Here is a 23932-nt window from a genome sequence, read left to right as displayed (position 1 = left end):
GCGGTCCCTCCGTCCCCGCCCCGACCGAAAGCTGGCCCGCATGAAAGCCGTCCTCAACGACGTCGTCCTCGCCGACGCCCCCGACTCCGACCTAATCTCGATCGAGGGCAACTGGTACTTCCCGCCGTCGAGCATCGCCGAGGGCGTGCTCGTCGAGAGCCCTACGCCCTACACCTGCCCGTGGAAGGGCGAGTGCCAGTACTTCTCGGTGCAGACCGGCGACGGCCTGCAGAAGGACAAGGCCTGGTCGTACCCGCACCCCTACCCGACGGCGTTCGACCGCGTCGGCAAGGACTTCTCGGGCTACGTCGCCTTCGACCGCTCGGTCCGCGTCTCCGACTGACCCGTCCCGCCGCGGTGCCGCTCCCGGTGCCGCGGCGGTGCGTCAGCCGCGCGGGGCGGCGGCGCGCGCCCGGTACGCCCGGACCTTCGACCGGTTCCCGCATCGCTGCATCGAGCACCAGCGGCGCGACCCGGCTCGGGACGTGTCGAGGTAGAGCATCCGGCACTCTGGATCCGCGCAGCGCCTCAGCCGTCCGGCCACGGCCGGGCCCAGCAGCCCCACGGCCTCCCGGGCGATGGACGCGAGCGCCTGCCTGCCCGCCGCGTGGAGCCGTCCTGCCTGCCGCGATCCGCCGCTCAGCACCGGCGGGATATCGGGCATCGCCGCGACCAGGTTGACCACGTCGACGTCGCGCGGGTCGGGCGCGGTGCCCGCCTCGGCCGCGACGGCCAGCCGGGCGATCGCGCCTCGGAGCATCAGCGCGTCGTCGAGGCGCGCGTCCCGGCTCTCGGGGACGACCGCCTCGAAGCGCTCGGCGAGCCAGGCGGCCAGGGCGGCATCGGAGTCGAGGTGCTCGGCCGCTCCCGGAGGCAGTGCTCCGGTCGTGGCGAAGTCGAGTGCGAGGCTTCCGGAGTCGAACCACCAGCGCCGGCCGTCGGCCTCGGGGAGCCACTGCCCGGTGACCGGCGTGCGGCCGCCGTGAGAGGCCTCGTCCGGGGTCACGGCGCCGGGACCGGTCGGCGCCGCCACTGGATCGCGTTCGCGGGCTCGAACCGGCGCGCGCAGCGGCCGCAGGCCAGGGGCCGGGTGGGCCGGCGATGGCGGTAGAAGAGGTGTCCGCCCGGGCAGGTGCCGACCCACGGCGCGAGCTCGTCCGCGGTCGGGTTGCTGTGGGTGCGCGATCCCGTGTAGCCGAGCCGTGCCGCGATCCGCCGCCACGGCGGTCCGTGCCCGGCGTCGGGCCCGGCGAGCGCGTGCGCGACCTCGTGCAGGAGGGTCTGCCGGACCTCCTCGTCGCTCCAGCGGGCGGCGAGGTGGCGCGAGACCGTGATCCGGCGGCGCGTCCAGTGGCAGGCGCCGCCGCGGGTGCGCGCGTGGTCGAGCGCGAAGGACCAGGAGGGGTCGAGGTGCTCCTCGATCAGCGCGTCGGCCCAGCGGGCCACGTCCTCGAGGTCGGCCACCGGTGGCGCTGCCTAGGACTCGTCGCCGTCGGCGCGGCGGCGGCCGCGGGCGGTGCCGTCGGTGCGGGCTTCGCGGTCGGTCCCGTCCTGGAACTCGGAGGCGGCGGCGTAGCCTAGGCGCGCGACCTCGAGCTCCTCCTCGGGGACCCCGACGCGTTCGCCGAGGGCGGTCGCGGCGTCGAAGTCGCGCATCGCCCGGCCGTACTCGCCCAGCTCGAAGAAGGTGAGGCCGCGGTGCTTGAGCGCGAAGGAGTGCTCGAGGTGCCACTCGTGCGTGCGGGCCTCCTCGACGCAGAGCGCGAGCTCCGAGAGGGCCTCGTCGGTGCGGCCCCGCAGCTGCATGAGGCGGGCGCGGCGGACGCGGGCGGTGAGCAGCTCGGCGCGGTCGCCGGAGAAGCGGGTGCGGCGGACGGCCTCGTTCGCGAGGTCCCACGCCTCGTCGACGCGCCCGAGCAGGCGCAGCAGCTCCGCCTTCTCGGTGAGCGCGGCGAGGCTGCGCAGCGCGCCGATCTCCTCCAGGCGCTCCTGGGCGGCGTCGACGTCGATCTCCTCGTGGAGGGTCGCGGGGTCGTGGCGGATGATGATGCTCAGGGCGATGCTTCCTCGTGGAGTGCGGATCCGGATCGTCGCGCGCGGCGGACGAGAGGACGGTCGGGGTCGCTGACCCCGGCGTCGAGTGTACCGGCGGGTCCCCGGACGGCGCCCCGACGCGCGGCCCGGGTCAGCCCCGTCGCACCTGGAAGATGCTCCGCGCCGGCAGCGGCGACGGGGTGGCGGTCTCGTCCGTGACGACGAGGGCGCCGGCGATGAAGTTCTCGAGCTCCCGCCCCTGCACCAGCTTGGAGGGCGCGGGGTCGGAGGCGAGGCGCCGCGGCAGGCCGTCGAGCGGCAGCGGATCGGCCGAGGCGAGCATCACCACGTTCCCGAAGCGCTTGGCCTTGAGCATCTGGGTGTCGGTCATGATCGCGGTGTGCGCGAAGACGGAGGCGAGCGTCGCGGCCTGGGCGCGGGCGAAGGCGAGCGCGCCGCCGTCTGCCACGTTCACCGCGACCAGGCCGCCGGGGGCGAGCAGCGGCGCGATCGCCCCGTAGAACTCGGCGCTGGTCACATGCGCGGGAGTGCGCGCGCCCGAGAAGATGTCGACGACGACCACGTCGACCGTGCCGCGCAGCCCGGGCGGCAGCTTGCCGAGCACCTCGCGGGCGTCGCCCTGGCGGATGCGGATCTGCGCCCCGCGGGGAAGCGGGAGCGCCTCGCGCACCAGCTCGACCAGAGCGCCCTCGATCTCGACGACCTGCTGGCGCGAGCCCGGCCGGGTCGCGGCGACGTAGCGGGGGAGGGTCAGCGCTCCGGCGCCCAGGTGGAGCGCCGTGACGCTCTCGCCCTCGGAGGCGACGAGGTCGATCGCGTGGCCGATCCGGCGGACGTACTCGAACGAGAGGTGCGTCGGATCCGCGAGGTCGACGTGCGACTGCGGAGTGCCGTCGACGACCAGGGTCGCCGCCTCGGGCGAGTGGCGGTCGGGCTCGATCCGCGCGGTGTACCCGCTGGCGAGCACGGCGCGGGGGTGCTCGGAGTCGTCTCCGCGTCGGCGGCCGGTGCGTTCCTGCATCCGACCAGTCTGCCGCGGCGGCGGGACGGCGGGGCTCCGCGCCCGGCCCGGTCGGATCGATCCGGGAGGCCGCGGCCTCGTATACCGGACCCCGCGGGGCGGCGCAAGCATCCGCACTTGCGCGGCGTGGCGCGATGCGGCTATATTCGTACTTTGCGCTCCCGAGTACCCATGCCCTCATATCGCGGTCGGCAGGTCACCGGAACCCGGCATCAGATGGTGGATGCCGTTGCCACACTCTAGCCCCGCCCCCAAGACCGAGTCGCCTCGGTCCGCACGGCGTGCGGGCAGGGGTGGCGGCCCGTCCGGCGGGAGCCCACTCCACACATCCCACAGATTGAGACCCGCGAGGGTCTACGGAGGTTCCTTCCTTGGCTGCTGCGTCCACCGCGACCACCACCTCACCCAAGAACGGACGCGGAGCTTCGCGTCTCTCGTTCGCCAAGATCAGCGACACCCTGACCGTTCCGGATCTGCTCGCGCTGCAGACCGAGAGCTTCGACTGGCTCGTCGGCTCGGAGGCGTGGAAGACCCGCGTCGCCGAGGCGAAGGCCGCCGGCCGGGAGGACCTCCCCGCCAACTCCGGCCTCGACGAGATCTTCGAGGAGATCTCCCCGATCGAGGACCTCAGCGAGACGATGCAGCTGAGCTTCACGAACCCGTACCTCGAGCCCGAGAAGTACACGATCGAGGAGTGCAAGGAGCGCGGCAAGACCTACGCCGCTCCGCTGTACGTCGAGGCCGAGTTCATGAACCACCTCACGGGTGAGATAAAGACCCAGACGGTCTTCATGGGCGACTTCCCGCTGATGACCGAGAAGGGCACGTTCATCATCAACGGCACCGAGCGTGTCGTCGTGTCCCAGCTCGTGCGCAGCCCCGGCGTCTACTTCGAGCGCCAGCAGGAGAAGACGTCCGACAAGGACATCTACTCCGCCCGCGTCATCCCGAGCCGCGGCGCCTGGCTCGAGTTCGAGATCGACAAGCGCGACCAGGTCGGCGTGCGCATCGACCGCAAGCGCAAGCAGTCGGTCACCGTGTTCCTCAAGGCCCTCGGCCTGACGAGCGAGGAGATCCTCGAGCAGTTCGCCGGCTACGAGTCGATCGAGCTGACCCTCGAGAAGGACAACATCCTCACCAAGGAGGACGCCCTCCGCGACATCTACCGCAAGCTCCGTCCGGGCGAGCAGGTCGCCGCCGAGGCCGCCCGCGCGCTGCTGGACAACTTCTACTTCAACTCCAAGCGCTACGACCTCGCGAAGGTCGGCCGCTACAAGATCAACCGCAAGCTCGGCATCGACAAGGCGCTGTCCGACTCGGTGCTCACGGTCGAGGACATCATCGCGACCATCAAGTACCTGGTCGCCCTGCACGACGGCCGCACCGCCCTCCCCGGCGTGCGCGACGGCGAGCCGGTCGAGCTGCGTCTCGACGTCGACGACATCGACCACTTCGGCAACCGCCGCATCCGCGCGGTCGGCGAGCTGATCCAGAACCAGGTCCGCACCGGACTGTCCCGCATGGAGCGCGTCGTCCGCGAGCGCATGACCACGCAGGACATCGAGGCGATCACCCCGCAGACCCTGATCAACGTGCGCCCCGTCGTCGCCGCGATCAAGGAGTTCTTCGGGACCAGCCAGCTGTCGCAGTTCATGGACCAGAACAACCCGCTCGCGGGTCTGACCCACAAGCGCCGCCTGTCGGCGCTCGGCCCCGGCGGACTCTCCCGTGAGCGCGCCGGCGTCGAGGTCCGCGACGTCCACCCCTCGCACTACGGCCGCATGTGCCCGATCGAGACCCCGGAAGGCCCGAACATCGGCCTGATCGGGTCGCTCGCGTCCTTCGCGCGCATCAACTCGTTCGGCTTCATCGAGACCCCGTACCGCAAGGTCGTCGACGGCACCGTCACCTCGCAGATCGACTACCTCACCGCGTCCGAGGAGGACGAGTACCTGGTCGCCCAGGCGAACGCCCCCCTCACGAAGGACTTCCGCTTCGCGGAGGGCAAGGTCCTGGTCCGCCCCAAGGGCGGAGAGGTCGAGCTCGTCGACGCCGAGCGCGTCCACTACATGGACGTCTCGCCGCGCCAGATGGTCTCGGTCGCGACCTCGCTGATCCCGTTCCTCGAGCACGACGACGCGAACCGCGCGCTCATGGGCGCGAACATGCAGCGTCAGGCCGTCCCGCTGCTGCGCAGCGAGTCGCCCGTCGTCGGAACCGGCATGGAGGGCTTCGCGGCCATCGACGCCGGCGACGTCATCACCGCCGACAAGGCCGGTGTCGTCCAGGAGGTCTCCGCCGACTCCGTCACCGTCCAGCTGGACGAGGGCGGCACGCAGACCTACTTCCTCCGCAAGTTCGACCGCTCCAACCAGGGCACCTCGTACAACAACCGCGTGGTCGTCTCGGCCGGCGAGCGCATCGAGGTCGGCGAGGTCGTCGCCGACGGCCCCGCCACCGAGAACGGCGAGCTCGCGCTGGGCAAGAACCTGCTCGTCGCGTTCATGCCGTGGGAGGGCCACAACTTCGAGGACGCGATCATCCTCAGCCAGAACCTGGTGAAGGACGACGTCCTCTCCTCGATCCACATCGAGGAGTACGAGGTCGACGCCCGCGACACCAAGCTCGGCAAGGAGGAGATCACCCGCGACCTCCCCAACGTCAGCCCGGAGCTCCTGGCCGACCTGGACGAGCGCGGCATCATCCGCATCGGCGCCGAGGTCCGCCCCGGCGACATCCTCGTCGGCAAGGTCACGCCCAAGGGCGAGACCGAGCTCTCGGCCGAGGAGCGCCTGCTCCGCGCGATCTTCAACGAGAAGAGCCGCGAGGTCCGCGACACGTCGCTGAAGGTGCCCCACGGCGAGCAGGGCACGATCATCGGCGTCAAGGTGTTCGACGCGCAGGACGGCGACGACGAGCTCGGCTCGGGCGTCAACCAGCGCGTGGTCGTCTACATCGCCCAGAAGCGCAAGATCACCGAGGGCGACAAGCTCGCCGGCCGCCACGGCAACAAGGGCGTCATCTCGAAGATCCTGCCGGTCGAGGACATGCCGTTCCTCGCCGACGGCACCCCGGTCGACATCGTCCTCAACCCGCTCGGCGTCCCCGGCCGCATGAACTTCGGCCAGGTCCTCGAGATCCACCTCGGGTGGATCGCGAAGCAGGGCTGGAAGGTCGAGGGTCAGCCGGAGTGGGCCGCGCGCCTGCCCGAGCACGCCCGCGAGGCGGCGCCCGGCACCAAGGTCGCGACCCCCGTCTTCGACGGCGCGGCGGAGGAGGAGCTCGCAGGGCTCCTCGACTCCACCACCCCGACGCGCGACGGAGAGCGCCTGATCGGCTCGTCCGGCAAGACGCAGCTGTTCGACGGCCGCTCCGGGGAGCCCTTCCCGGACCCGGTCTCGGTCGGCTACATGTACATCCTGAAGCTGCACCACCTCGTCGACGACAAGATCCACGCGCGCTCGACGGGCCCGTACTCGATGATCACCCAGCAGCCGCTCGGTGGTAAGGCGCAGTTCGGCGGACAGCGCTTCGGCGAGATGGAGGTGTGGGCCCTCGAGGCCTATGGCGCCGCCTACGCCCTCCAGGAGCTCCTCACCATCAAGTCGGACGACATCCTCGGCCGCGTGAAGGTGTACGAGGCCATCGTCAAGGGCGAGAACATCCAGGAGCCCGGCATCCCGGAGTCCTTCAAGGTCCTCATCAAGGAGATGCAGTCCCTGTGCCTGAACGTCGAGGTCCTCTCGGCCGACGGCACCGCGGTCAGCCTGCGCGACACCGATGACGAGGTCTACCGCGCCGCGGAAGAGCTGGGCATCAACATCTCCTCCCGGTTCGAGTCGTCCTCCGTCGACGACATCTGATCCGCGCCAGCATCTGACGACCTCCCGTCTCTGACGAGACACCCTGTTTTCCGACAAGGAGAAAACATTGCTCGACGTAACCACTTTCGATGAGCTGCGCATCGGCCTCGCAACGGCCGATGACATCCGTCGCTGGTCGCACGGTGAAGTGAAGAAGCCCGAGACCATCAACTACCGCACCCTGAAGCCCGAGAAGGACGGCCTGTTCGGCGAGCAGATCTTCGGACCCTCTCGCGACTGGGAGTGCTCCTGCGGCAAGTACAAGCGAGTCCGCTTCAAGGGCATCGTCTGCGAGCGCTGCGGCGTCGAGGTCACCAAGTCCTCGGTCCGCCGCGAGCGGATGGGCCACATCGAGCTCGCCGCCCCCGTCACCCACATCTGGTACTTCAAGGGCGTCCCCTCGCGCCTCGGATACCTGCTGGACATGGCGCCGAAGGACCTCGAGAAGGTCATCTACTTCGCGGCGTACATGATCATCGACGTGGACGACGACGGCCGTCACGCCGACATGCCCGGGCTCGAGAACGAGCTCCGGCTCGAGATCAAGACCCTCTCGGACCAGCGCGACTCCCGCATCGCGGACCGCCTGGCGCGCCTGGAGACCGACCTCGCCGCCCTGGAGGCGGAGGGCGCCAAGAGCGACCAGAAGCGCCGCACCAAGGACGGCGCCGAGAAGGAGATGGGCCAGATCCGCAAGTCCTTCGACGAGGACATCGCGCGGCTCGAGAGCGTGTGGGAGCAGTTCCGCACCCTCAAGGTCGGCGACCTCAAGCCCGAGGACGCGGTCTTCAACGAGCTCGTCGACCGGTACGGCGTCTACTTCGAGGCCTACATGGGCGCCGAGGCGATCAAGAAGCGCCTCGAGCAGTTCGACCTCCAGGCCGAGGCCGAGACGCTGCATCTGCAGATCGCCGAGGGCAAGGGTCAGAAGAAGATCCGCGCCATCAAGCGCCTGCGCGTCGTCAACTCGTTCCTCGCCACCGGCAACTCGCCGGCCGCGATGGTCCTCGACGTCGTCCCGGTCATCCCGCCGGAGCTGCGCCCGATGGTGCAGCTCGACGGAGGCCGGTTCGCGACCAGCGACCTGAACGACCTCTACCGTCGCGTGATCAACCGCAACAACCGACTCCGCCGCCTGCTCGACCTCGGTGCCCCCGAGATCATCGTGAACAACGAGAAGCGCATGCTCCAGGAGGCGGTCGACGCCCTCTTCGACAACGGCCGCCGCGGCCGCCCCGTCACCGGAACCGGCAACCGCGCCCTCAAGTCCCTGAGCGACATGCTCAAGGGAAAGCAGGGTCGCTTCCGCCAGAACCTGCTGGGCAAGCGCGTCGACTACTCGGGACGCTCGGTCATCATCGTCGGCCCGCAGCTCAAGCTGCACCAGTGCGGTCTGCCCAAGCAGATGGCGCTGGAGCTGTTCAAGCCGTTCGTGATCAAGCGCCTGATCGACCTGTCGCACGCGCAGAACATCAAGGCCGCCAAGCGCATGGTGGAGCGCTCGCGCCCGCAGGTGTGGGACGTGCTCGAGGAGATCATCCGCGAGCGCCCCGTCCTGCTGAACCGTGCGCCCACGCTGCACCGTCTCGGCATCCAGGCCTTCGAGCCCCAGCTGGTCGAGGGCAAGGCGATCCAGCTGCACCCGCTCGTCTGCGCCGCGTTCAACGCGGACTTCGACGGCGACCAGATGGCCGTCCACCTGCCGCTGTCCGTCGAGGCCCAGGCCGAGGCGCGCATCCTGATGCTCGCGTCGAACAACATCCTCAAGCCCTCGGACGGCCGTCCGGTCACCCTGCCCACGCAGGACATGATCATCGGCCTCCACCACCTGACGACGATCCGCGAGGGCGCCGCCGGCGAGGGCCGCGCGTTCTCCTCCGTCTCGGAGGCGATCCTCGCGAAGGACCAGGGCTCGCTGCACCTGAACTCGAAGGTCAGGATCCGCATGTCGGACGTGTACTTCGCGCAGGGTCAGGCACCCGAGGGCGTCGAGATCGACGAGAACGGCAAGGTCACCGCGCCGGTCCTCCTCGAGACCACGCTCGGCCGCGCCCTCTTCAACGAGGCGCTGCCGGTCGACTACCCCTACTTCGAGCAGGTCGCCGACAAGACGACCATCTCCGGGATCGTCAACGACCTCGCGGAGCGCTACCCGAAGGTGGAGGTCGCCGCCTCCCTCGACCGGATCAAGGACGCCGGCTTCTACTGGGCCACCCGCTCGGGTGTCACCGTGGCGCTGTCCGACATCCTCACGCCTCCGTCGAAGCCCGAGATCATCGCGGGCTACGAGAAGAAGGCCGCGAAGGTCGAGTCCGAGTACGACAAGGGTCTGACCACTCAGGCCGAGCGCCGCCAGGAGCTCGTGAAGATCTGGACCGAGGCGACCGACGAGGTCGCCAAGGCCATGCGCGCGAACTTCCCGACGGACAACACCATCAACCGCATGGTCACCTCCGGTGCCCGCGGCAACTGGCTGCAGGTGCGCAACATCGCCGGCATGCGAGGCCTGGTGAACAACCCGAAGGGCGAGATCATCGCCCGACCGATCATCTCCTCGTACCGCGAGGGCCTGTCGGTCGCCGAGTACTTCATCGCCACGCACGGTGCCCGCAAGGGCCTGGCCGACACCGCGCTCCGCACCGCGGACTCGGGCTACCTGACGCGACGACTCGTCGACGTCTCGCAGGACGTCATCATCCGCGAGGAGGACTGCGGCACCTCGAAGGGCCTCGACCTGCCGATCATGCTCCAGGACGCCACCGGCGCCTGGATCAAGGACTCCAACGTCGAGAACTCCGTCTACGCCCGTTCGCTCGCCACCCCGGCGTCGAACGAGGCCGGCGAGCTCGTCGCCGAGGCCGGCGAGGACGTGGGCGACGTGCTCATCGAGAAGCTGGTCGGAGCGGGCGTGCGCCACATCAAGGTGCGCTCCGTCCTGACCTGCGAGTCCGCCGTCGGCGTCTGCGCGGCCTGCTACGGCCGCTCGCTCGCCACCGGCAAGCTCGTCGACATCGGAGAGGCCGTCGGCATCATCGCGGCCCAGTCGATCGGCGAGCCCGGCACGCAGCTCACGATGCGCACCTTCCACACCGGTGGATCGGCCTCGGCCGACGACATCACGCAGGGTCTTCCCCGCGTGCAGGAGCTCTTCGAGGCCCGCACCCCCAAGGGCGCGTCGCCGATCGCGGAGGCCGCCGGCCGGATCACCATCGAGGACACCGACCGTGCCCGCCGCGTCATCCTCCAGCCGGACAACGGCGACGAGGCGGTCATCTACCCGGTGCTCAAGCGCTCGCAGCTCCTCATCGAGGACGGCCAGCACGTCGAGCTCGGGCAGCAGCTGCACGTCGGAACGGTCGACCCCAAGGAGGTCCTGCGCGTGCTGGGCGTCCGCGAGGTCCAGAAGCACCTGGTAGGCGGCGTCCAGGGCGTCTACCGCTCGCAGGGTGTGCCGATCCACGACAAGCACATCGAGGTCATCGTGCGTCAGATGCTCCGCAAGGTCACCGTGGTCGACCACGGCGACACGGAGCTGCTGCCGGGCGAGCTCGTCGACCGCTCGCGCTACAGCGAGGTCAACCGTGCGGCTCTGACCGAGGGCAAGCGGACCGCGTCCGCCCGCCAGGAGGTCATGGGCATCACCAAGGCCTCGCTCGCGACCGAGTCGTGGCTGTCGGCCGCGTCCTTCCAGGAGACCACCCGCGTCCTCACGCAGGCGGCCATGGAGGGCAAGCGCGACCCGCTGATGGGCCTGAAGGAGAACGTGATCATCGGAAAGCTGATCCCGGCGGGAACCGGTCTGCCCAAGTACCGGAACGTGTCGGTCGAGGCGACCGAGGAGGCGAAGGCCGAGCGGTACCCCAACCGCATCTTCGCCGACGACGCCGCGTTCAGCGACGCCGACCTCTCGTTCGTCGACTTCGACTCGTTCTCGAGCGACGGCTACGAGCCGGGCAACTACAGCTGATCCAGGTGAGCTGAACGATCGAAGGCCCCGTCGGGACACCGGCGGGGCCTTCGTCGTCCCCGACCCGCGGTCACCCGCACGGGGGGCCGCCCGTTCGCGACGAGCGGCCTTCCCCGCAGGAGCGGGGTGATTGACTCGATGGGTGCTCGTCGGGTCGAGCCTGTACCCGTTCCCCGTCCTGGTCGCGGCACGTGAGGAAACGCGCGGATGAGACTCGTGATCGTCGTGCTGGCCGCACTGCTCGTGGTGGTCGGCGTCGTCGTGGTGCCCGCGGTGCGGGCGGAGGCGGCAGAGGCGGTCGCACCCTCGTCCTGCGGCGTCGCGGAGCTGGCTCCCGTGCTCGCGGGCGACGACGTCCGGCCGCGCTCCGCCGCCGCGCTGGTCCCCATCGTGATGCTGCACGGCTGGCTGGGCACGGCGACGCACGACGCCGACCGCACAGGGGCCTTCTCCCATCTCGTCGACATGGTGTCGTCGGAGTCGGCGACCGCTCCGCTCGACGCTCCCGAGCCGTCCCTCCTCGGCCGGCTGCAGCAGATCGACGGCGCCGCGGTCTACACCTTCGACTACCGCCGGCTCGCCGCGCGCTGGGTCACCGACCCGGGGATCAGCGACGCGCTCGCCTCCTCGATCGCCTGCCTCGTCTCCGCGACCGGGCACCGCGCCGTCGTCGTCGCGCACTCGATGGGAGGGCTCGCCGCCCGCCAGGCGCTGAGCGGCTCGGTCGACGGGACCGCCGTCGCCTCGATGGTCTCGTCCGTCCTCACCTTCGGCACCCCGAACACGGGATCCGACGTCGCGGAGCGCCTCGGACGGATGGTCGACGACTCCGGCCAGGTCAGCCCCGCGGTGATCGCAGGACTGGACCCGCAGAGCCGGCTGAGCGTCTCGGCGATGCTCGCCTCCTGCGGGGACGCCGTCTCGGAGGACGCCGAGTACGCGGGGGAGTGCACGGGAGTGCCGATGATCGACGCCCTCGCCTCGGCGGCGGGCAAGGGCCTGCGGACGGGATCGACCGAGCTCGGCTCCCTGCCGCCCTGGCCCGCCGGCGTGCACGTGACGGCGCTGGTGGGTGACATCCAGGTGACCGCCGCGGTGGCGCTCGGCCTCGCCACCGCGCCGGTCGACCTCGGCGACATCATGGTCGCGACCGGATCGGCGACGGCCGGAGTCGACGACTACGTGGTCTCGACCTGCCGCTACACCTACCTCGCCGCGGCGGACGTGCCGTCCCTCGTCGCCGAGCTCTCGCCGTTCGCGCGGCTCGGCGATGCTCTGCGCTTCGCGAAGCTCGTGGTCGACGTCGACGCGAGCCCGTGCCACCACGCGCGGCTGACTCGGAACCTCGACCTCGTCGAGCACGCCACCGGCGTCGTGTCGGACGTCGTCGCGGGCGAGCTGTCCGCTCCGCACGCCTCTCGAGCGCAGACCGCGGCGAGGGCGCTCCCGGCGGCGGAGGAGTCCCGGAGGCGGTCGTAGTGACGGGTCGGCGGACACCGCCGAGGAGACACCATGTCGCGTCAGTTGACGGACGTCTGTCGGGAAGCATACGGTCGGACCGGCCCATGGGGAGGCCGCCTGGGGGACAGGCAGCGCGGCCCGCGCGGCACCCGAGCCGCATGCGCGGGCCGCGCCCGTCTCCGATCTCCTCTCACGTTCCGCGCTCCCTCCGGGTACGCTCGGCTGGACAGTAGATGTCGGAGGCTCCTCCGTGCATCCCGGCGCCGGAGGCCTGATGAGCGACGACCCCCTCGATGCGGAGGAGCCGGCGCGTCCTCCCCGCCTGACCCGCGAGCAGGTCCGCACCCGCCTGCTGGACGCCGCTCTCGCGGTCGTCCGCGCCGAGGGCCTGCGCGTCGGAGTCGCCCACCTGCCCCTCGAGGACGTCATCCGCTCGGCGGGTGTTCCGCGCAGCACCGTGTACCGGATCTGGCCCACTCGCCAGTCGTTCTACGACGAGCTGATCGCCGCGATCCCGGAGCGGGTCCTCGCCACCCGCCTCGACCAGCCGTCCCTGCGGGCCGGGAACTCCCACCTCCACCGCAGCCTCGACCCCGAGCCGACCCCGGCGCAGCGCCGCGAGGCCCTGATCGCCTCCGTCCGGGTCGCCGTCGACGCGAACGTCGACAACGTCTTCTCGTCGCAGCACTGGCGCAACTTCATCGCTCTCGCCGGCGCGGTGGGCTCGCACGAGGAGCCGGCGCGGACCGCCATCGGATCCGCTCTGCGGTCCCGCCAGCTGCACTTCATCGACAACATGGCGAAGTACTACGAGCACACCCTCGCCGAGGCGGGGCTCCGGCTGCGCCCGGACCGCGGCGCCGCCGCTCTCGCCTCCGCCGTCTCGGCCCTGATCGAGGGTCTGTGCATCGCGCGGATCGCGGCACCGGAGCTGGTGACCGGCCCGCTCGACCCGGCCGATCCCGACGGACCGTCGCTGGCGGTGGTGTCGGTGCTGCTGCTGATCGACGGGTTCACCGAACCGGACGAGTGATCCGGGTCGCGAGGTCCGCTCAGTCCTCCGCGACCGGCTCCAGCATCCCGTCGACGATCGAGCGGATCGTCCAGGCCGCCAGGGTCCACTCGACCGGCTCGCCGTCGAGGCCGGGGGCGGTCACCGGAGTGTCGAGGTCGTCGTCGAGGAGCCGGCCGCGGTGGGCGAGCCCGTCGATCACGATCGCGGTGAGGTGGGCGAGCTGGAGCGTCGTGAATCCCGGGCGCATCGTCCCGCCGAAGACCTGCAGCGTCTCCTCGTAGAAGTCGCGCATCCGGCGCGTGAGCATGCCCTCGATCCGCTTCGCCGTGGCGCGCACGGCGTCGCGTGCAGGCCCCTCCTCCATCGAGAAGGTGCAGGCGAGCAGTGCGTTGTACGACGACCAGTCGGCGGAGCGGCGGAGCGACTCGGCATTGGCCCGCGCCCCGATGCGGATGGTCTCCCAGGCGACCCGGCGGCGGCCGGCGGCCGTGGAGAGCAGATCGGTGGAGCGCTCGTAGACCTCGCGCATCTCCTGCTGGGCCTCGGGATCGGCGCCCTCCGCGTACCGGTCCCGCACGAAGACCTCGCCGACCAGGTCGGCCACGAACTCCTCGCGCGTGCTCCAGATCCGGTAGACGGAGCTGCGCGGCACGCCGGCCAGGCGGATGTACTCCTCCATGGGCAGGTGCGCGAAGCTCACCGTGAGGCCGTGGTCGGAGACGACGTCGCGCGCCGTGGCGATCATGCGGCTGCGGACCTGCTCCGCGGGGATCCTCCGGGCCCGCCGGGAGCCCTCTGCGCTGTCGTCCATGGAGAGGGACACTAGCCGGACACGGTGCCGCGGGTGGTCCTCCATGCGCTCCGTGAGCCGATCCGGAGCGCTCTGGGGGCGTCCTCCCACTGAGACGGAATGTCCCATCACGTGCACGACGACGTCGCGGACCGCTACGGTGCAGCCGGGGCGGACCCGAACCTGCCCCTGCTAGGGGACCCCCGTGACCGGATTCGATCGGTTCACGCTGGCCGTCGTCGACGGACCAGCGATCGAGCGCGCCGCGCTGCAGGCGCTGCTCGCGCAGCTGCTGCCGCAGTTCTCGCACGACGAGGAGGGCGTCGACCGCATCGCGGTCCTCGACCTGGACGGTGTGCCCGGCGAGGAGGTGGCCGACACCCTCGAGCGTGCGGCTACCCGGACCGTCGGCCTCGTCGTGCTCTCCTCCTCCGACTCCCTGGAGCCGGTGCGGGCCGTGCTGCGACGGGAGAGAGCGGCCTACGTCTGGAAGGGCGACGACCCCAGCGAGCTCGCCGCGGCGGTCGTCTCCGTCGCCTCCGGCCGCACCTGGATCTCGGACACCGCCCGCCACCGGCTCGTGCACGGGCGCGAGGAGCGCCGCCCGGTGCTGAGCCCCCAGGAGAGCCGTGTGATGCGCGCCTACGGAGCGGGTGCCGCGGTCCGCACCGTCGCGGTCGACCTCAGCGTCGCCGAGCACACCGTCCGCACCTACATCAAGCGGATCCGCGCCAAGTACCTCGAGACCGGCGTCACTCTCGACTCACGGGTCGACTTCTACCGCCACCTCGGCGACCACGACGTCGCCATCCGCCGCGGCGGAGACCGGGTGCGGGCCGGCCTGCAGCAGGCGGCCGGCGACGTGGTCGGCGAGCGCCGAGCCTGAGGCGAGCAGGATCGCGTTCCCGCCGGTGCGCCCCTCGACGAAGGCGGTCGATCCGACCGCTGCGGTCACCGGGAGCAGCTCGCGGACGACCCCGCGCAGGCGGTCCAGCCTCCGGTGGTCGGCGTCGTCGGCGACATTGACCGCGAGGAGCCCGTCGGCGCCGACCCGGGCGGCGAGCGGAGCGAGGACGGACGCGCGGTAGAACGCCTCCGGGATCTCGTCCCCGTCGTAGACGTCGAGCACGACGAGGTCGGCGCTCCAGGGCGGCAGGGGCCCTGCGGCGTCGGCCGTGAGGAGTCGGACGCGCGCGCCGCGGGGGAGCGGCGCGTGCTCGAGCACGAACTCCACGAGTCCCGCCGCGCTCTCCACCGCGAGCTGCTCGGAGCCCGGCCGGGTCGCGGCGACGTACCGGGCCAGGGCCAGGGCTCCGGCTCCGAGGTGCAGCACGCGCAGCGGCTCGCCGGGCGGGGCGGCGGCGTCGACCACCGCGCCGAGGCGCGCGAGGTACTCGAGGTGCAGAGCCCGGGGATCGCCCGGATCGATCAGCGACTGCTCCGCGCCGTCGACCGTGAGCAGCAGCGCCTCCGGCCGCACGGGATCCGGCCCCAGCACGGCTGTGCGGCCTCCCGGCAGCAGGAGGGACGGAGGCATCCCGTCACGCTAGCGCTCCTCGCGCGATCCGCCCCGCCGCCGCTACGGTGACAGGCATGGCCGCCCTGATCCTGCTCGACGTCGACGGCGTCCTGAACCCCTCCGTCCGCAGCGATCGCGCCTCGGGCTCGCACCGCCTGGAGCTCGAGCCGGAGCGGGCGGCGCTCGTCGCCCGCCTGGCCGCGGTCGGCACGATCGTGTGGGCCACGACCTGGCCGCCGCGCTTGACGCGGGTCCTCGCCCAGGACCTCGGGCTGCCGGCGGGTACGGAGGCGATCGTCTTCGACGGCGGCCTCCCGCGCGACCCGCGGTTCCCGGGCCGGACGGGCAAGCTCCAGCCCGTCGCGGTGTGGCTGGAGGCGGCCGCCGAGCGCGGCGCGATCGACGCCGTGGTGTGGATCGACGACAACCTCCACGAGGACGCCTACGACTGGGCCCGCGAGCAGAGCACCCCCTTCCACCTGGTGCGTCCGGAGTCGGCGGCGGGCCTCACGAGCGACGAGGTCGCCGGTGCCGAGCACTTCCTGGCCGGACTCCCGGCGTCACACGGCGACATCCGGGAATAGGGCCGCCCCCTCCACTGGTTATCGTCACTCCGGGCGGTTCCGCCGAGCAGCGGTCCGCCCCGGGACGACCCGTCCCCTCGTCGATCCCCGCGCCGCATCCGGCGCAGCGGGACCGCCACGACTCCGTGATGCACCGAAGGACAACACCGTGACCCTCTCCGCCCGCACCTCCCTGCGCGTCCTGCTCGGCACGACCGCCGCCGCCGCCGCCCTGGTCCTCGCCGGCTGCGCGCCCGCCTCGACCGACGACGTGGTCTCCGGCTCGAGCGGCGAGGGCACCGCCTCCGCGAGCTCCGGCCTGACACTGGCCGAGGTCGAGGACTCGGGGAAGCTCACCATCGGCACCGAGGGCACCTACCCGCCCTTCTCCTTCCACGCCGACGGCGGGACGGGAGCCCTCACCGGCTACGACGTCGACGTGATCACCGCCGTGGCCGAGAAGCTGGGCGTCGAGCCCGACTTCCAGGAGACGCAGTGGGACGCGATGTTCGCGGGCCTGGACGGAGCGCGCTTCGACGTGATCGCGAACCAGGTCTCGATCAACGACGAGCGCGAGGCGAAGTACGACTTCTCGGAGCCGTACTCGGTCAGCCCCGGCGTCGTGATCGTCCCCTCGAGCGACACCTCGATCACCGACCTCGCCGGCCTCTCCGGCAAGACCACCGCGCAGTCGCTCTCGAGCAACTGGTACACCGTCGCGCAGGAGAACGGCGCCGAGGTCGAGGGCGTCGAGGGCTGGGCGCAGGCCATCGCCCTCGTCGAGCAGGGCCGCGTGGACGCGACCGTGAACGACCGCCTCACCTGGCTCGACTGGTCCACGACCTACCCCGACCAGGCCGCGGGCCTCAAGGTCGCCGTCACCACCGACGACACCTCCGAGAGCGCCTTCACCTTCCCGAAGGGCTCGGACGACCTCGTCGAGGCCGTCGACTCCGCCCTCGACGAGCTGCGCGAGGACGGCACCCTCGCCTCCATCTCCGAGCGCTACTTCGGAGCCGACGTCTCCCAGTAGCCCCACCCCGAGGCGGCTCCTCCCCTTCCGGGAGGGGCCGTCTCGTGCGTGAGCGGCCCCGACGCGGGGGAGCGGCGGAGCGGCTCAGGCAGCGGGTCCGCCCGCAAGGGCGCCCGCCCCGGCGCGAAGCGTGCCAGCATTCCCCAGGAGGCGGAGACGATCCGCCCCCGACGCCACCACCCGATCGAGCCGACCGCGGATCCTCCCGCGAAGGCGGGAGAACACAATGGACCTCGTCCTCCGGTCGTTCTGGCCGATCCTCTCCGGGGGCATCGTCGGGACGATCCCGCTCGCGCTGGCGAGCTTCGCCATCGGGCTCGTGCTCGCGCTGGCGGTCGCCCTGATGCGGCTCTCCCGGGTGCGGATCCTCTCCTGGATCGCGCGTGCCTACATCTCCGTCATCCGGGGCACGCCGCTCCTGGTGCAGCTGTTCGTGATCTTCTACGGGCTGCCGAGCCTCGGACTGAAGATCGATCCCTGGCCCAGCGCCACCATCGCGTTCGCCCTCAACGTGGGCGGCTACGCGGCGGAGGTGATCCGCGCGGCGATCCTCAGCGTCCCGAAGGGGCAGTGGGAGGCGGCGCACACGATCGGCATGAGCCGCTCGCTCTCGCTGCGGCGCATCATCCTCCCGCAGGCCGCGCGCGTCTCCGTCCCGCCGCTGTCGAACACCTTCATCTCGCTGGTGAAGGACACCTCGCTGGCCTCCCTCATCCTGGTGACCGAGCTCTTCCGGCAGGCGCAGAAGATCGCCACCGCGTCGAGCGAGTTCATGCTCCTCTACCTCGAGGCCGCTCTGATCTACTGGCTCATCTGCCTGGTGCTCTCCAGCGGCCAGGGCCTGCTCGAGAAGCGATTGGACCGCTATGTCGCCCGCTGACACTCCGACCGACGCGCGGCCCGTGCTCACGGCCCGCGGCCTCCGCAAGTCGTTCGGCGGGGTGGAGGTGCTGCGCGGCATCGACCTGGAGATCCGCCGCGGCGAGGTCGTCGCCCTGATCGGGCCCTCGGGCTCGGGCAAGACCACCGTCCTGCGCTCGCTGAACAGCCTCGAGGTGCCGGACGGCGGGGTGGTCGAGCTCGCCGACGGCAGCGTCCTCGACTTCGACCGCGGCGTCGGACGGAAGGCGCTGACCGGGCTGCGCGACCACTCCGCGATGGTCTTCCAGCACTTCAACCTCTTCCCGCACCTGACCGTCCTCCAGAACGTGACGGAGGGGCCGCTGCGAGTGCAGCGCCGTCCCGCGTCCGAGGTGGTCCCGGAGGCGGAGCGCCTGCTCGAGCGCGTCGGCCTCGGCGGCCGGGGGAGCGCTTACCCCTTCGAGCTCTCCGGCGGTCAGCAGCAGCGCGTGGGCATCGTCCGGGCGCTCGCGCTGCGGCCCGATCTGCTCCTCTTCGACGAACCCACCTCGGCGCTGGACCCGGAGCTGGTCGGCGACGTGCTCTCGCTGATGCGGGAGCTGGCGGGGGAGGGCTGGACCATGCTCGTCGTGACGCACGAGCTCGAGTTCGCCCGGCAGGTGGCCTCGGAGGTCGTCTTCATGGCCGACGGCGTGGTCGTCGAGCGGGGCGCCCCTGCGGAGATCCTCCGGGAGCCGCGGGAGCCTCGCACCCGGCAGTTCCTGCACCGCCTCCTCCACCCGCTCGAGTAGACGGTCGGCGCTGTCCCCCGTCGACGGGGAGCCGCGCGGCGCACCGGGCGCGGCGGAAGGCGTGCCTATGCTGTCCGGGTGACCTGGAGCAGCGACGCCGAGACCACGCGGATCCCCTCCGCGACCGAGACGTCCGGCGGAACCGGACCCCAGCCGACCCGGGAGTACGTCTGGCCCGAACCCGTGACGGGCCGTCAGCCGACCGTCGAGCCCGCCGCCCCGGCCGCCGCGGCGTCCGCCCCCAGCGCCCTCGGGCCGATCGAGGCCGAGCCCGAGCCGGTCCGGCGCTCCGGCAACCGCCTCGCGGGCCTCGCGCTCGCCCTCCTGACGACCGCGGTCTTCGCCGTCCTGTACCTCGTCGCCCTGACGGCGATCCGCCTGCTCGTCGATCGCGTCGGCGGCGACCCGGTCGCCCTCGCGCTCGACGCTGCGCCGACCGCGCTCTTCCTCGCCCCGGTGGCCGCGTTCCTCGTCGGCCTGGCGCTGATCGTGCTGGTCGTGAACCGCGCGGGCTGGTGGGCCTACGTCCTCGGCGGCTTCCTCGTCGCCCTCCTCACGGCCGCGGCCGCGCTGGTCGGCGGCTGGAGCGCCGTCGGACCGCTCGCCCTGCCGATCGACCGCTCCCTCGCGCTCGACTACGTCCGCGATCCCGCCGTCCTCGCGGCGGTCCTCGCCGCCGGCGTCCTCGGCCGGGAGGCGAGCGTCTGGGGCGGCGCCGCGATCGCGGGCCGTGCCCGGGGCGTCAAGCGCCGCAACGCCGAGCGCGAAGCGGCCGCGCAGTCGTGACTCCGGAGGGGCAGGGGCAGGGCCGCGGAGCCGGCCTGGGCTACGGCCTCGCGCTGGCCGGCTTCGCCGCGTTCCTCTACCTCGCCCTGGTCGTCTGCGCGTTCGGGGTCCTCAGCCTCCTGCTGGACCAGGACGTCGTGCCCGAGCGCGACGCCGGCCCGCTGCTGGGGCCGGTGTCGGTGGCGGTCTGCGTCGTCGCCGTGCTGGTCGCGATGGTGACCCTCGCCGCCCGTCCCGCCGTCCACCGCGTCCTCGGCCCGTCGCTGCTGACCGGGGTCGTCGTCTACCTGCTCTTCCTCCTCACCGGCGGAGCGCTCTACGGGCTCGGCCGCCAGGAGCCGGGGGAGATCCTCGGCTGGATCCTCGACCACGCCCCCACTGTCTTCGCGATCGCGACCGGCGTGCTCGCGGCGGCCGTCCAGCTCGTGTTCCTCCTGATCCTGGCCCGTCGCGACGCCGGCGGCCGCAGCCCCCACTGGGGCTGGGAGGGCGACGAGCGGGAGTGACGGCGGAGTCCCGGCGTGGCCCGTCGCGGCGCTGCGGCATCTCCCAGGGTGAACGCCGCTCGGTTGACCGGCCCCGTCACTCCCCGTAATATTCTTCGGGTGTGCGCTTTGCCGTGCGCTCGTGTCGTGCCTCCGGGTCGATGCGGTCGCCGCACTTCGCTCTACCGGGTCCGCGAGGATCCGCGGGTTCGTCCGATCGGGCGGCCCCCACGGCATACCCCTCACCCTCCCGGTCCCGCTCGCGGGGCCGCGGGGTGCGTCGGGTCCAGATGAACTCGGCCGTTCCCGGAGACGGGAGGGCCGAATGTCGACCATCGATCCGCTGTCACCGTGCAGCATTCAAGGAGCAAAACCAGTGCCAACGATTCAGCAGTTGGTCCGCAAGGGACGCACGCCGAAGGTCACCAAGACCAAGGCGCCCGCCCTGAAGGCCAACCCCCAGCAGCGCGGCGTGTGCACGCGCGTCTACACGACCACGCCCAAGAAGCCGAACTCGGCCCTCCGCAAGGTGGCCCGCGTCAAGCTCTCCAACGGCACCGAGGTCACCGCCTACATCCCCGGCGAGGGCCACAACCTGCAGGAGCACTCGATGGTGCTCGTGCGCGGCGGTCGCGTCAAGGACCTCCCCGGTGTCCGCTACAAGATCGTTCGCGGCGCCCTGGACACCCAGGCCGTCAAGAACCGCAAGCAGGCTCGCAGCCGGTACGGCGCGAAGATGGAGAAGAAGTAATGCCTCGTAAGGGCCCCGCTCCCAAGCGCCCCGTCGTCGCAGACCCCGTCTACGGCGCCCCCATCGTCAGCCAGCTCGTCAACAAGATCCTCCTGGACGGCAAGAAGGGCCTCGCCGAGCGCATCGTCTACGGTGCCCTCGAGGGCGTCGCCGGCAAGAACGGCCAGGACGCGGTCGTCACCCTCAAGAAGGCGCTCGACAACGTCCGCCCGACCCTCGAGGTCCGCAGCCGCCGCGTCGGCGGCTCGACCTACCAGGTCCCGGTCGAGGTCAAGCCCCACCGCGCCAACACCCTCGCGCTCCGCTGGCTCACCAGCTACGCGAAGGCCCGTCGCGAGAAGACGATGACCGAGCGTCTCATGAACGAGATCCTCGACGCGTCGAACGGTCTGGGCGCCGCTGTCAAGCGTCGCGAGGACACCCACAAGATGGCCGAGTCGAACAAGGCCTTCGCGCACTACCGCTGGTAGCGCACCCCGCGGCCGCCTCCGGGCGACCGCGACCACCGGGCCCGCGGCGTCACCGCTGCGGGCCCGGTCCCGGCGGCGGATCGCCCGATCCCCGCGACCGGGCGACCGCCACCACCAGAATCCCAGCCATTCGGCCATGAACCCGGTGCGCTGGCTCCATCACCTATCGGAGGAACTCCGTGGCACAAGATGTGCTCACCGACCTGAACAAGGTCCGCAACATCGGCATCATGGCCCACATCGATGCCGGCAAGACCACCACCACCGAGCGCATCCTGTTCTACACGGGTATCACGCACAAGATCGGCGAGGTCCACGACGGCGCCGCGACGATGGACTGGATGGCGCAGGAGCAGGAGCGCGGCATCACGATCACGTCCGCCGCGACGACCTGCTTCTGGAACAAGAACCAGATCAACATCATCGACACCCCCGGTCACGTCGACTTCACGGTCGAGGTCGAGCGCTCGCTCCGCGTCCTCGACGGCGCCGTCGCCGTCTTCGACGGCAAGGAGGGCGTCGAGCCCCAGTCCGAGACCGTCTGGCGTCAGGCCGACAAGTACGACGTCCCGCGCATCTGCTTCGTCAACAAGATGGACAAGCTCGGCGCCGACTTCTACTACACGGTCGACACGATCATCAAGCGCCTCGGCGCGAAGCCGCTGGTCATCCAGCTGCCCATCGGCGCGGAGTCCTCCTTCGAGGGCGTCGTCGACCTGGTCGAGATGCGCGCGCTCACGTGGCGCGGCGACTCGAAGGGTGACGTCGCGCTCGGCGCGAAGTACGAGATCGAGGAGATCCCGGCCGACCTCGCCGACAAGGCGGCGGAGTACCGCGAGAAGCTCCTCGAGACCGTCGCGGAGACCTCCGACGAGCTGCTCGAGAAGTACTTCGGCGGCGAGGAGCTCACCGTCGCGGAGATCAAGGGCGCCATCCGCAAGATGACCGTCAACTCCGAGATCTACCCGGTGCTCTGCGGCTCGGCGTTCAAGAACCGCGGCGTCCAGCCGATGCTCGACGCTGTCGTGGACTACCTCCCCTCCCCGCTCGACGTCCCCGCCATCGAGGCGCACGACGTCCGCGACGAGGAGAAGGTCATCATGCGCCACGCGGACTCGACCGAGCCCTTCTCGGCGCTCGCGTTCAAGGTCGCCGTGCACCCGTTCTTCGGCCGCCTGACATACGTCCGCGTCTACTCGGGCAAGCTCGACTCCGGCGCCCAGGTCATCAACTCGACCAAGGGCAAGAAGGAGCGCATCGGCAAGATCTTCCAGATGCACTCCAACAAGGAGAACCCGGTCGACTCGGTCACCGCCGGCCACATCTACGCCGTCATCGGCCTCAAGGACACCACCACCGGTGACACCCTGAGCGACCCGGCCGCGCAGGTCGTGCTCGAGTCGATGACCTTCCCGGAGCCCGTCATCGAGGTCGCCATCGAGCCCAAGACGAAGGCGGACCAGGAGAAGCTCGGCACCGCGATCCAGAAGCTCGCCGAGGAGGACCCCACCTTCCGCACCGAGCAGAACCAGGAGACCGGTCAGACGGTCATCAAGGGAATGGGCGAGCTGCACCTCGACATCCTGGTCGACCGCATGAAGCGCGAGTTCAACGTCGAGGCCAACGTGGGCAAGCCCCAGGTCGCGTACCGCGAGACGATCCGCCGCACGGTCGAGAAGTACGACTACACCCACAAGAAGCAGACGGGTGGCTCCGGCCAGTTCGCGAAGGTCCAGATCACCATCGAGCCGATGGAGGTCGAGGCCGACAAGACCTACGAGTTCGTCAACGGCGTCACCGGTGGCCGCGTCCCGCGCGAGTACATCCCCTCCGTCGACGCGGGCATCCGCGACGCCATGCAGGTCGGCGTGCTCGCCGGCTACCCCATGGTCGGCGTGAAGGCGACCCTGGTCGACGGAGCGGCGCACGACGTCGACTCCTCCGAGATGGCGTTCAAGATCGCCGGCTCGATCGCGTTCAAGGAGGCCTCGCGCAAGGCGCAGCCGGTCCTCCTCGAGCCGCTCATGGCCGTCGAGGTCCGTACTCCCGAGGAGTACATGGGCGACGTCATCGGCGACATCAACTCGCGTCGCGGGATGATCCAGTCGATGGAGGACGCCACCGGCATCAAGGTCATCCGGGCCAACGTCCCGCTTTCCGAGATGTTCGGCTACATCGGAGACCTGCGCTCGAAGACCTCGGGCCGCGCCGTCTACTCGATGACGTTCGAGACCTACGCCGAGGTCCCCAAGGCCGTGGCCGAGGAGATCGTCCAGAAGAACAAGGGCGAGTAGCTCCGCCCCTGGGCCGTCGCCGTTCCCCGGAACGGCGGCGGCCTGGTAGTGTCGTGCGGGTTTGCTGCCGAGTGCAGCGCGCCCCCTGTCGCAGCGGGACGGCCGCACGACCACTGCCGGTAACATACGTACACAAAACCCCCGCAAGTCCTCCTGTCCTCGTGCCGCCCCGTGCGGCCGCCCGGATGCGGATGCTTGCACCTAAGT

20 protein-coding genes are annotated in these 23932 nt (G+C 71.0%); 15 read left to right on the top strand and 5 right to left on the bottom strand.

Annotated elements, in window-relative coordinates:
* Positions 1-40: 40 nt before the first annotated feature.
* The gene (locus tag C5C63_RS10810; protein WP_104224584.1) at positions 41-343 is read left to right on the top strand and encodes a DUF427 domain-containing protein; all 303 of its coding nucleotides are present in this window, start codon (positions 41-43) and stop codon (positions 341-343) included.
* Positions 344-385: 42 nt separating this feature from the next.
* On the opposite strand, the gene C5C63_RS10805 is transcribed toward C5C63_RS10810, so the two are convergent.
* From C5C63_RS10805 to C5C63_RS10790, 4 genes are all read right to left on the bottom strand, one after another.
* Positions 386-1006, bottom strand: coding sequence for a CGNR zinc finger domain-containing protein (locus C5C63_RS10805; protein ID WP_104326052.1), 621 nt, complete (start codon positions 1004-1006; stop codon positions 386-388).
* The gene (locus tag C5C63_RS10800) at positions 1003-1464 is read right to left on the bottom strand and encodes a SprT-like domain-containing protein (RefSeq protein ID WP_104233929.1); all 462 of its coding nucleotides are present in this window, start codon (positions 1462-1464) and stop codon (positions 1003-1005) included. The genes C5C63_RS10805 and C5C63_RS10800 overlap by 4 nt, the downstream gene beginning before the upstream one ends.
* A gap of 12 nt (positions 1465-1476) precedes the next feature.
* On the bottom strand, positions 1477-1806 hold the full coding sequence (locus C5C63_RS17050) for a hypothetical protein (RefSeq protein WP_181027192.1): 330 nt from the start codon (positions 1804-1806) through the stop codon (positions 1477-1479).
* 379 nt (positions 1807-2185) lie between these two features.
* Positions 2186-3076: a spermidine synthase gene (locus C5C63_RS10790; protein ID WP_104326031.1), complete on the bottom strand. Its 891-nt coding sequence runs from the start codon at positions 3074-3076 to the stop codon at positions 2186-2188.
* Between the two features lie 371 nt (positions 3077-3447).
* Here C5C63_RS10790 and rpoB point away from each other — a divergent pair, with 371 nt between their 5' ends.
* The 4 genes from rpoB to C5C63_RS10770 all read left to right on the top strand — a co-directional run bounded on the left by rpoB (position 3448) and on the right by C5C63_RS10770 (position 13400).
* A complete protein-coding gene (gene rpoB / locus C5C63_RS10785) occupies positions 3448-6939 on the top strand; it encodes a DNA-directed RNA polymerase subunit beta (protein WP_104224581.1) in 3492 nt (1163 codons plus the stop codon).
* Positions 6940-7006: 67 nt separating this feature from the next.
* Entirely contained in the window at positions 7007-10906 is a 3900-nt protein-coding gene (locus C5C63_RS10780) for a DNA-directed RNA polymerase subunit beta' (protein WP_104224580.1), read from the top strand.
* A 207-nt stretch (positions 10907-11113) separates the two neighbouring features.
* Positions 11114-12385, top strand: a complete 1272-nt coding sequence (locus C5C63_RS10775; RefSeq protein ID WP_104326030.1) for a triacylglycerol lipase — start codon at positions 11114-11116, stop codon at positions 12383-12385.
* Between the two features lie 256 nt (positions 12386-12641).
* A complete protein-coding gene (locus C5C63_RS10770; protein ID WP_104267764.1) occupies positions 12642-13400 on the top strand; it encodes a TetR/AcrR family transcriptional regulator in 759 nt (252 codons plus the stop codon).
* Between the two features lie 19 nt (positions 13401-13419).
* Here C5C63_RS10770 and C5C63_RS10765 read toward each other — a convergent pair whose 3' ends face one another.
* Entirely contained in the window at positions 13420-14193 is a 774-nt protein-coding gene (locus C5C63_RS10765; RefSeq protein WP_146083740.1) for a TetR/AcrR family transcriptional regulator, read from the bottom strand.
* 184 nt (positions 14194-14377) lie between these two features.
* Between C5C63_RS10765 and C5C63_RS10760 the strand changes: the two genes are divergently transcribed.
* The 10 genes from C5C63_RS10760 (at position 14378) to fusA (ending at position 23725) form a co-directional block, all read left to right on the top strand.
* On the top strand, positions 14378-15058 hold the full coding sequence (locus tag C5C63_RS10760) for a LuxR C-terminal-related transcriptional regulator (protein ID WP_104267766.1): 681 nt from the start codon (positions 14378-14380) through the stop codon (positions 15056-15058).
* Between the two features lie 707 nt (positions 15059-15765).
* Positions 15766-16275 (top strand): HAD domain-containing protein, encoded by a 510-nt coding sequence (locus tag C5C63_RS10755; protein WP_104233923.1) that lies wholly within the window; start codon positions 15766-15768, stop codon positions 16273-16275.
* Positions 16276-16423: 148 nt separating this feature from the next.
* Positions 16424-17287 (top strand): amino acid ABC transporter substrate-binding protein, encoded by an 864-nt coding sequence (locus C5C63_RS10750; protein WP_374953121.1) that lies wholly within the window; start codon positions 16424-16426, stop codon positions 17285-17287.
* A gap of 226 nt (positions 17288-17513) precedes the next feature.
* On the top strand, positions 17514-18167 hold the full coding sequence (locus C5C63_RS10745; protein ID WP_104224574.1) for an amino acid ABC transporter permease: 654 nt from the start codon (positions 17514-17516) through the stop codon (positions 18165-18167).
* A complete protein-coding gene (locus tag C5C63_RS10740) occupies positions 18154-18939 on the top strand; it encodes an amino acid ABC transporter ATP-binding protein (protein WP_104288468.1) in 786 nt (261 codons plus the stop codon). The genes C5C63_RS10745 and C5C63_RS10740 overlap by 14 nt, the downstream gene beginning before the upstream one ends.
* 78 nt (positions 18940-19017) lie before the next feature.
* Entirely contained in the window at positions 19018-19725 is a 708-nt protein-coding gene (locus C5C63_RS16725) for a hypothetical protein (RefSeq protein ID WP_146086381.1), read from the top strand.
* Positions 19722-20231, top strand: a complete 510-nt coding sequence (locus C5C63_RS10730; RefSeq protein ID WP_104326029.1) for a DUF6121 family protein — start codon at positions 19722-19724, stop codon at positions 20229-20231. Before C5C63_RS16725 ends, C5C63_RS10730 begins: the two co-directional genes overlap by 4 nt.
* A 355-nt stretch (positions 20232-20586) precedes the next feature.
* A complete protein-coding gene (gene rpsL, locus C5C63_RS10725; RefSeq protein WP_011186743.1) occupies positions 20587-20961 on the top strand; it encodes a 30S ribosomal protein S12 in 375 nt (124 codons plus the stop codon).
* Positions 20961-21431, top strand: a complete 471-nt coding sequence (gene rpsG / locus C5C63_RS10720; RefSeq protein WP_068251443.1) for a 30S ribosomal protein S7 — start codon at positions 20961-20963, stop codon at positions 21429-21431. Before rpsL ends, rpsG begins: the two co-directional genes overlap by 1 nt.
* Positions 21432-21610: 179 nt before the next feature.
* Positions 21611-23725, top strand: coding sequence for an elongation factor G (gene fusA, locus C5C63_RS10715; protein WP_104224571.1), 2115 nt, complete (start codon positions 21611-21613; stop codon positions 23723-23725).
* The last annotated feature ends 207 nt before the right edge of the window (positions 23726-23932 follow it).

The sequence above is a fragment of the Rathayibacter sp. AY1B8 genome, assembly GCF_002932775.1.
Taxonomy (GTDB): domain Bacteria; phylum Actinomycetota; class Actinomycetes; order Actinomycetales; family Microbacteriaceae; genus Rathayibacter.
Note: the sequence above shows the minus strand (reverse complement) of the source record. Positions and strands in the feature narration are given on the sequence as shown.

Excerpts from the sequence above, each read along its gene's own strand:
- rpsG (WP_068251443.1), top strand. The coding sequence starts at position 20,961 with ATGCCTCGTAAGGGCCCCGCTCCCAAGCGCCCCGTCGTCGCAGACCCC.
- C5C63_RS10755 (WP_104233923.1), top strand. The coding sequence starts at position 15,766 with ATGGCCGCCCTGATCCTGCTCGACGTCGACGGCGTCCTGAACCCCTCC.
- C5C63_RS10740 (WP_104288468.1), top strand. The coding sequence starts at position 18,154 with ATGTCGCCCGCTGACACTCCGACCGACGCGCGGCCCGTGCTCACGGCC.
- C5C63_RS10790 (WP_104326031.1), bottom strand. The coding sequence starts at position 3,076 with ATGCAGGAACGCACCGGCCGCCGACGCGGAGACGACTCCGAGCACCCC.
- C5C63_RS10775 (WP_104326030.1), top strand. The coding sequence starts at position 11,114 with ATGAGACTCGTGATCGTCGTGCTGGCCGCACTGCTCGTGGTGGTCGGC.
- C5C63_RS10745 (WP_104224574.1), top strand. The coding sequence starts at position 17,514 with ATGGACCTCGTCCTCCGGTCGTTCTGGCCGATCCTCTCCGGGGGCATC.
- C5C63_RS17050 (WP_181027192.1), bottom strand. The coding sequence starts at position 1,806 with ATGCAGCTGCGGGGCCGCACCGACGAGGCCCTCTCGGAGCTCGCGCTC.
- C5C63_RS10770 (WP_104267764.1), top strand. The coding sequence starts at position 12,642 with ATGAGCGACGACCCCCTCGATGCGGAGGAGCCGGCGCGTCCTCCCCGC.
- C5C63_RS10810 (WP_104224584.1), top strand. The coding sequence starts at position 41 with ATGAAAGCCGTCCTCAACGACGTCGTCCTCGCCGACGCCCCCGACTCC.
- C5C63_RS10765 (WP_146083740.1), bottom strand. The coding sequence starts at position 14,193 with ATGGACGACAGCGCAGAGGGCTCCCGGCGGGCCCGGAGGATCCCCGCG.